The organism is Nesterenkonia sp. K-15-9-6 (genome assembly GCF_052656005.1).
Window position 1 is genome coordinate 1 of record NZ_JBQYEY010000045.1, and the last position, 7,134, is coordinate 7,134.

Here is a 7,134-nt window from a genome sequence, read left to right on the forward strand (position 1 = left end):
AGGGGCCCGATCCGCGGATCGGGCCCCTTCCTCATGTCCGGGAGTCTCTGCTCAGGAGGCCTGCGAGCGTCGCCGAGCGCGCATCTTCGCCAGCTCATCCTGCTGGCTGAAGGCGGACAGCTCCTGCTGGACCGCATGGTCTCCGGTCGCCGGAGCCGCCGCCTCATCCTCGGCGTCGGTCCGCTCCCGGGGCAGCTCGGCCAGCGACCCTTCGACCTCGCGCCACACTCTCCCCACGGCGATCCCGAAGACGCCCTGGCCGCCCTGGACCAGGTCGATGACCTCATCGGCCGAGGTGCACTCGTAGACCGACGCACCGTCGGACATCAGCGTGATCTGCGCGAGGTCCTCGACTCCGCGCTCCCGCAGGTGCTCGATGGCGGTCCGGATCTGCTGGAGGGAGACCCCGGTGTCCAGCAACCGCTTGACGACCTTGAGGACCAGGATGTCCCGGAAGGAGTACAGGCGGGCCGAACCGGAGCCGGATGCATTGCGCAGGGACGGCTGCACGAGCTTGGTGCGCGCCCAGTAGTCCAACTGCCGATACGTGATCCCGGCCGCCGCGCAGGCCACAGGGCCGCGGTAGCCCATCTCCTCATCCAGGTCCGGCAGGCCGTCGTCGAACAGCCGCTGCTGCAGGACAGGATGCTGCGGAACTCGGCCCGGCCCCTGCTGCGCATCGCTGCGAGAATCAAGACTCACGTATACCCTCCTCGGTGCGGTCCCGCCGGGGGAAGTTCGTCGCCCTCGGCCGACACCTCACGGTGCGGACCGAGCGAGTCAGGACGACGCATGCGGAAACCTTCTTCCTCGACGGTAGAACGGCAGCAGCCGGGGGTCAAAGACATCCGCTCCGACCGTGGCGGCGTGTCGCCCGATGCGACGCCGGGGCACAGAACCCCGACGATGACGACACCTCGGGACGACGCCCACACTCTACTCCCCTCCGAGGGCGCGCGCCCACAGCTGTCGACCAGCTTCCCGCTCAGGAGGTGGACTTGCCGAAGTCCTCCGGCTCCGCGCCGTCGAGGAACTTCTGGAACTCTTTGATCTCGTCTGCGGAGATCGGTCCCCGCCCCGCCACATCGGCCGCCTCGGGACTGGCGCCCGGGGGTGCGGCGGGCCGCTGACCCGGGCCGGAGGAACCGGAGTCCCCGCCGTCGGCGGTCCGGTACCGCGGCGTGACGGCCACAGCCCGGAGAGTGGACTCGGCCATGGTGATCCGCGCCGCAGTGCGGACCGCCACGGCGATCGCATCGGATGCGCGGGAATCGAGCACCTGGCCGCGACGCAGCCGGATGGTGCCGAAGTAGGTGGAGCTGTCCAGGAGTCCGATCTCGATCGACTCGACGCCGTCGGCCAGGCCGGTCAGCGCATCCACCAGCAGGTCATGGGTCATGGGCCGCGGGGGCGTCTGCCCGTCCATGCCCATCGAGATGGCAGTGGCTTCCGAGGTGCCGACCATGATGGCCACGTGGAGATCCTCCATCCCCGGCTCTGCGCCGCGGAGCATCACCACAGGCTGATGTGAGGGCACCTCGATGCGCACGCCCACCACGTTCAGACGGATCTGCCGCTGTGTCATCGGACTGCGACCTCCCCACCTCCGGTGCGCCGGTCGCCTCGACTGCGGTGCACGCGCGGACGCGCACGACGACCGTGCACTTCCATGGTCACCGCCCCGGGGAGCAGTTGTCCAGACCTGCCCGCACGTCAGAGCGCGTCGACAGCGGTACGGCTCAGTTCCGGTCCAACGACTCGACCGCCGAATCCATCATCGAGGCTCGGAGGTCCTTCAGAGACTGCAACATCTCCTTGGAGGACTCGGCCACCCGGGCCCGCGCGGCGGCGTCCTTGCGGGCCGCGTAGGGGGCCATCGCCCGACCGATCAGGTCCAGCTCGTTGTCTGCCGAGCGGCGGATGTTGACCAGGTGCTTGGGTTCGAGCCCGTAGCGCGCCAGGACCCGCACAGCGCGGACCGCCTTGAGGTCATGGTGGCTGTAGTTGCCGTCCGCGTCCGCCCGGATGATCCGGAACTTCTCGAGCGTGTCGAGCATGCCGCGCGTCGCCCCCGACTGCGCCCGCAGCTCCTTGCGGGTCAACGGGCGGATCCGGCCGGTGATCTGCGCGGCCATCTCCGTGGTGACCTCGCGGGGACCCACAGGGGCCGCCTCGGGAAGCTCCTCGGGCTGCTCCCCCGCGTCCAGAGCGTCCATCGTCTTCTTGATGACGTCCAACGGCATGTAGCGGTCCCGCTGCAACGCCAGGATGAAGCGGAGGCGTTCGACGTCGGCGGCGCAGTACTTCCGGTACCCGGACGGGGTGCGGGCCGGCTCCACCAGGTCGCGCTCCTCGAGGAACCGCAGCTTCGACGCCGTCAGGTCCGGAAACTCGTTCTGGAGCTCCCGCAGGACCTCGGAGATCGTGAAGACATGCGTGGTCGCCGGGTCGACGTCCTCAGCGGACGCCTTCGGCTTCCTCATGGGCGAGACACTCACGGCGCATCCTCTTTCAGGCTCAGGGGGAAGGTAGAGGAGAACAGCCTCAGGATAACGTGCTCAGCAGCAAACGCAGCTCATTTGCTTCCTGCGTAGTAGGTGAGCCGGAATTTGCCGATCTGCACCTCGTCCCCCGCCTTGAGCGTGTAGTGGTCCACGCGGTCATGGTTGACGTAGGTGCCGTTGAGGCTGCCGAGGTCCTCCAGCTCGAACCCGCCGGCGATCCGACGGAAGGTCAGATGCCGACGAGACACCGTGACGTCGTCCAGGAAGATCTCCGCCTCGGGGTGACGGCCCACGGTGGTCACGTCCTTGTCCAGAAGGAACCGGGCCCCCTGATTGGCGCCGGAGTGGGCCACCAGCAGCGCGGACCCCTGCGGGAGCGCCGCGATGGCCTCCCTGTCGTCGTCGGTCAGACGCGGCTGTGCGGCACGCGCCTCGGCAGGCGGCAACGAGATGCTCGTGGTCTCAGCGATGTTCTCTCGCTCATCCGGTGCGCCAGAAGTCGTGGACACGGCGGCCTCCCTTCCCTTCGACGATGTCGTCTCAGCCTACCTGGCTTTCATAGTCTTCGGCAGACAGCAGGCCGTCCAGCGCGTCCGCGGCGGAGAGCTTGACCTCGAAGAGCCAGCCGGCGCCGTAGGGGTCGGAGTTGACCGAGCCCGGATCGGCCTCCAGGGCCTCGTTGACGGCCACGATCTCGCCCGCCACCGGGGCGTAGATGTCCGAGACGGACTTGGTCGACTCGACCTCTCCGACCACGTCACCGGCGGCCACCGTGCTGCCGGTCTCAGGGTGCTCGACATAGACGACGTCGCCCAGGGCGTCCTGGGCGAAGTCGGTGATCCCCACGCGGACCACGCCGTCGGTGTCCGTGGTGGCGACCCACTCATGCTCCGCGCTGTACTTCAGCTCGGCCGGGATGGTGCTCATGTTCAACTCCGCTCGTCATCGGGCAGGATCCGTGCACCGCTGGTGCGGCGGGACGGACGATCCATGGACAACTTAGCACCTGTTCCGGGCCAGGTCAGCCGAGGATCCCCTCGTGGAGCGCGCGCAGCACCGCATTGGTGCGGTCCCGGGCCCCGAGCTTCTGCAGGATGACGGAGATGTGGTTCTTCACCGTGCCCTCGGCCAGGTGGACCAGCTCCGCGATCTGCCGGTTCGGATACCCTTCGGCCACCAGGCGAAGGACTTCGAGCTCACGCGACGTGAGCTCCTCCACCCCGACGTCGGCGGCGCCGACCGGAGGAGGGCCGGAGCGGATCGCGCGCAGGAGTCGGTCGGTGATGGAGGGGGCGATGAGGGTGCCGCCCTCGGCCAAGGTGCGCACCGCCCGGGCGAGCTGTTCGACCGTCACGTCCTTGAGCAGGTAGCCGCGGGCGCCGTGCCGCAGGGCCTCCAGGACGAGGGCGTCGTCGTCGAAGGTGGTCAGCACCAGCACCGGCAGCTCGGAGCCCAGCTCCCCCAAGGCACCGGCCTCCAGCTGCTCCAGGAACCACAGGCCGTCGTGGCGAGGCATGCGCAGGTCCAGCAGGACCACGTCCGGGCGGGTGCGCGCGACGACGTCGAGGGCCTCGGCTCCGTCTCCGGCCTCACCGACCACTGTGGTCCGTCCCAGCTCCAACAGGGTGCGGACGCCTTGGCGCACCAGGGTCTGGTCGTCGACCACGACGACGCGAGGGTCCTCCCCGTGGCCGAGTTCGGGGGTCCCCGACGGTTCGGTGCTCATGCTCTGTCCGCCTCCTCGAGCGTCGATCCGGCGCGTCGTCCGTGCGCCGGAAGGTCCACCTGGACGGTGAACCGGCGTCGGGGGGTGACGGTCAGCGTTCCGCCGAGCAGCTCGACGCGCTCACGCAGGCCCGTCAGCCCGTGCCCCGGCGTGACGCTGGAAGGAGTGGTGCCGTCGTTGACCCCGGTGAGGACGATCCTGTCCTCCTGGCGCGCGACGTCCAGACGCAGCGTCCAGGCCTCCGAATGCTTGATGGTGTTGGTCATGATCTCCTGGGCCGCCCGCACCAGAACGTCCTGCTGCTGCTCATCGACCTCGACGTCGGTCTCCACCCGGATCCAGATGTCGAGGCTGGGCACCGCCGCAGCCACACGCTGGAGCGCCTCCGCGAGGTCACCGTGGTCGGCGGCGCGCATCTCTCCGACCGTGCTGCGGACGTCCCCCAGCAGCTTCTTGGCGAGCCCGCTCGCCCGCTCGACGTGTTCCGCCGCAGAATCGGCGCTGCGATGGCGCGCCGCCTCCAGCTCGAGGTTCAGCACCGTCAGCTGATGCCCGAGCAGGTCATGCAGGTCCCGCGAGATGCGCAGCCTCTCGGCGGTCTTCGCGGAATCCTCCAGCAGCACCGAGGCGGCCGTGAGCTCCACCGTCTTCTGCTCCAGGGCGGCCCGCATGCGGGCCTCCTGCTGCAGGCTCCAGGTGGACAGCACCGCCGCCAGGTGGATGAACAGGTAGAAGATCGGTGTGGCCACGTAGTCCACCACGCCCGCCCCATGGGCCCAGGCATGCACCGCGATCACCACGGTGTTCAGAGCGACGACACCCACGACGGCGGCCATCGGCACCACATAGGTGCCCACCGCGGCGACCACCACGAGGATGACCACCAGCATGCCCTGTCCGGGCAGCGTGAGCAGCAGGGCCCACGAGCTCAGCACGGCGAGCGCGTAGCTGGCCAGCTGAATCCTGCGGTCCGTCACTGGGGCGGCGGCGAAGAACACGCCGACGAGGCATGCGACCAGCAGCGCAGACCAGGCGAGGACCGGGATGTAGGGACGCATGCCGGTCAGCAGGACCACCACCCCGACCCCGAGGCACAGCGCGAGGATCGCCGCACCGGCGCTGAATTCTGCGCGCCGCTGATGCGACGCCGACGTCCGTCTCTGGTGGGGGCCCATAGGGTGAGACTAGCGCGTCGGGGCTGATCCCTCTCCAGTGCCGAAAGTCATGTCCGACTCCATGACCGCCGGCACTGCCGCGCCGTCGCGCCCCGGGCGAGGCTGGAGACATGACGAACACACCGACGCTCGCGGTGGATGCCGAGCATCTGACCAAGCGATACCGCAGAACCACGACCAACGCCGTCGACGACATCAGCCTGAGCATCCGTGCCGGGGAGACCTTCGGGATCCTGGGCGCCAACGGAGCGGGCAAGACCTCCACGGTCGAGATGATCGCCGGACTGCGCCGTCCCACGTCCGGACAGGTCCGCATCCTGGGGCTCGACCCCTGGCGCGACCGCACCAAGGTGCGACGGGTCCTGGGCGTCCAGCTCCAGGAGGCGTCCCTGCATGACGCCCTCACCTGCGAGGAGCTGGTGGACCTCTATCGCAGCTTCTATCCGGACCCGCTGGGCACCGAGGAGGTGCTCGAGATGGTCGAGCTGCGGAGCAGGGCACGCACCCGCTTCTCCAAGCTCTCCGGGGGCCAGCAGCAGAGACTCTCCATCGCTCTGGCGCTGGTGGGCCGCCCGGAGGTCGTCATCCTCGATGAACTGACCACCGGTCTGGACCCGAGCGCCCGCCGCCGGGTCTGGTCGGCGTTGGAGGCGCTGCGGCGGCAGACCGTGATCCTGGTGAGCCACGCGATGGATGAGGTCGAGAGACTCTGCGACCGAGTCGCACTGATCGACGGCGGGCGGGTCATCGCGCAGGGAACCCCGGAGGACCTGAGGCGCCAGGCCGGCACCTCGACACTGGAGGACGCCTTCGTGGCGCTGACCGGCCGGGCGTTCGACACCGACGACGAGGAGGAGACCTGATGAGCAGCACCCACCCGCAGCGGGAGCTCCAGGAGGAGCTGGCCGCCGTCCGACCCCACAGTCCGGGCCCCCGCGCCTGGTGGCGGATGACCGTCGCCGAGGCGAAGATGGTCGTCCGGGACACCGCAGGACTGATCCTGCCCCTGGGCATGCCGGTGCTGATCCTGGTGATGCAGGCGCTGGCGTTCGGTGACGAGGCCCTGACGGATGAGCTGTCCGTCCTCGACGTCTATGTGCTGCCGCTGATGCTGCTGATGGTGGTCGCCTCGGTCGCGGTGGTCAACATGCCCAGCTTCCTGGCCACCTATCGCAAGACGCACATCCTGCGGCGTCTTGCCGTCACCCCCGCGTCACCGGCGATGGTCCTGGTCGCCCAGGCCGTGGTGAGCGTGGTGCAAATCGTGGTGGGCATCGTCCTCGCCTTCACCGTGGCCAGCGTCTTCTTCGACGCGAGCCTGCCCACAGACGTAGTCGTGGCGCTGGCGGTGATGGGCGCCGCGATCGCCTCGCTGTACGCCATCGGCATGCTGGTCGCGGCCGTCTCGCCCACTCCGAACGCCTCCCTCGCGCTCGGGCTGATCGCCTTCTTCGGGCTGGCCGCCCTCGGCGGTCTCTTCGGTGGGATGCAGAACCTGCCGGAGACCCTGCAGAGCATCGGAGTGTGGCTGCCCTTCGGCGCCGCCGTCGAGGGCCTGCAGCAGGCCTGGCTGGGGCAGACCGTGGACGGCCAGATCTGGGTGGCGTTGGCACTGTGGACCGCCGTGGGCGGCGGCGCGGCGGCGCTGCTGTTCCGCTGGGAATGAGCCCCACGCCCTCCCTGGGACACCAGAGCGAGGCGGGCGCCTCACCCCTGACCAGGGGTGAGG

The 7,134-nt window shown here is 69.3% G+C and carries 9 protein-coding genes; 2 read left to right on the forward strand and 7 right to left on the reverse strand.

The annotated features are described in order from the left end of the window. Positions 1 to 51: 51 nt before the first annotated feature. The 7 genes from SD455_RS16355 to SD455_RS16385 all read right to left on the reverse strand — a co-directional run bounded on the left by SD455_RS16355 (position 52) and on the right by SD455_RS16385 (position 5,405). Positions 52 to 639: a MerR family transcriptional regulator gene (locus SD455_RS16355; RefSeq protein ID WP_070160510.1), complete on the reverse strand. Its 588-nt coding sequence runs from the start codon at positions 637 to 639 to the stop codon at positions 52 to 54. Between the two features lie 346 nt (positions 640 to 985). Beyond that, on the reverse strand, positions 986 to 1,585 hold the full coding sequence (locus SD455_RS16360; protein ID WP_070160444.1) for a bifunctional nuclease family protein: 600 nt from the start codon (positions 1,583 to 1,585) through the stop codon (positions 986 to 988). Positions 1,586 to 1,739: 154 nt separating this feature from the next. Beyond that, complete coding sequence (gene ftsR, locus SD455_RS16365; protein WP_070160446.1) at positions 1,740 to 2,483, reverse strand: transcriptional regulator FtsR; 744 nt, start codon at positions 2,481 to 2,483, stop codon at positions 1,740 to 1,742. 92 nt (positions 2,484 to 2,575) lie between these two features. After that, on the reverse strand, positions 2,576 to 3,013 hold the full coding sequence (locus SD455_RS16370) for an FHA domain-containing protein (protein ID WP_070160448.1): 438 nt from the start codon (positions 3,011 to 3,013) through the stop codon (positions 2,576 to 2,578). Positions 3,014 to 3,044: 31 nt separating this feature from the next. After that, complete coding sequence (gcvH, locus tag SD455_RS16375) at positions 3,045 to 3,431, reverse strand: glycine cleavage system protein GcvH (protein WP_070160450.1); 387 nt, start codon at positions 3,429 to 3,431, stop codon at positions 3,045 to 3,047. A gap of 94 nt (positions 3,432 to 3,525) precedes the next feature. Next, positions 3,526 to 4,230 (reverse strand): response regulator transcription factor, encoded by a 705-nt coding sequence (locus tag SD455_RS16380; RefSeq protein ID WP_311024778.1) that lies wholly within the window; start codon positions 4,228 to 4,230, stop codon positions 3,526 to 3,528. Then, entirely contained in the window at positions 4,227 to 5,405 is a 1,179-nt protein-coding gene (locus SD455_RS16385; protein ID WP_085437089.1) for a sensor histidine kinase, read from the reverse strand. The genes SD455_RS16380 and SD455_RS16385 overlap by 4 nt, the downstream gene beginning before the upstream one ends. A 110-nt stretch (positions 5,406 to 5,515) precedes the next feature. Here SD455_RS16385 and SD455_RS16390 point away from each other — a divergent pair, with 110 nt between their 5' ends. Both SD455_RS16390 and SD455_RS16395 read left to right on the forward strand, forming a co-directional pair. Next, positions 5,516 to 6,268 (forward strand): ABC transporter ATP-binding protein, encoded by a 753-nt coding sequence (locus SD455_RS16390; RefSeq protein WP_070160456.1) that lies wholly within the window; start codon positions 5,516 to 5,518, stop codon positions 6,266 to 6,268. Next, on the forward strand, positions 6,268 to 7,071 hold the full coding sequence (locus SD455_RS16395) for an ABC transporter permease (protein ID WP_070160458.1): 804 nt from the start codon (positions 6,268 to 6,270) through the stop codon (positions 7,069 to 7,071). The genes SD455_RS16390 and SD455_RS16395 overlap by 1 nt, the downstream gene beginning before the upstream one ends. The last annotated feature ends 63 nt before the right edge of the window (positions 7,072 to 7,134 follow it).

Bases quoted from the DNA above. Each gene is read 5' to 3' on its own strand.
- SD455_RS16360 (WP_070160444.1), bottom strand. From the start codon at position 1,585: ATGACACAGCGGCAGATCCGTCTGAACGTGGTGGGCGTGCGCATCGAG.
- ftsR (WP_070160446.1), bottom strand. From the start codon at position 2,483: ATGAGGAAGCCGAAGGCGTCCGCTGAGGACGTCGACCCGGCGACCACG.
- SD455_RS16385 (WP_085437089.1), bottom strand. From the start codon at position 5,405: ATGGGCCCCCACCAGAGACGGACGTCGGCGTCGCATCAGCGGCGCGCA.
- SD455_RS16390 (WP_070160456.1), top strand. From the start codon at position 5,516: ATGACGAACACACCGACGCTCGCGGTGGATGCCGAGCATCTGACCAAG.
- SD455_RS16380 (WP_311024778.1), bottom strand. From the start codon at position 4,230: ATGAGCACCGAACCGTCGGGGACCCCCGAACTCGGCCACGGGGAGGAC.
- SD455_RS16395 (WP_070160458.1), top strand. From the start codon at position 6,268: ATGAGCAGCACCCACCCGCAGCGGGAGCTCCAGGAGGAGCTGGCCGCC.
- gcvH (WP_070160450.1), bottom strand. From the start codon at position 3,431: ATGAGCACCATCCCGGCCGAGCTGAAGTACAGCGCGGAGCATGAGTGG.